The following is a 251-nucleotide window of genomic DNA, read 5'->3' as shown; positions in this document are numbered from 1 at the left end:
AAGCTCGGCGAAGCCAGTATAGAGGTAGCGAGACGAGAGCAAGAACCAATTGAACTTTCCGGAACACTCGGGCTTCATGAACTTTTGGACGGCGCGTTCCTCCATATCGGTGGTTCTGCATATGCGGACAAGGATACGAAGTATTACCGGTCCTTTGACCATCGCAAAAATCTTCGAAATTATATTTGGGATACCTACCTAGGCGGCTCCTCGGGCCAAATTGCCGATGATTTTTGACGACCGATCTGGTC

At 49.4% G+C, this 251-nt stretch carries 1 pseudogene; it reads left to right on the top strand.

Annotated elements, in window-relative coordinates:
* A pseudogene (locus P9217_RS30300) lies at nt 1-237 on the top strand (hypothetical protein); the annotation flags it as partial.
* Nucleotides 238-251 lie beyond the last annotated feature (14 nt).

The sequence above is a fragment of the Mesorhizobium sp. WSM4989 genome, assembly GCF_029625795.1.
Lineage (GTDB): Bacteria > Pseudomonadota > Alphaproteobacteria > Rhizobiales > Rhizobiaceae > Mesorhizobium.
Note: the sequence above shows the minus strand (reverse complement) of the source record. Positions and strands in the feature narration are given on the sequence as shown.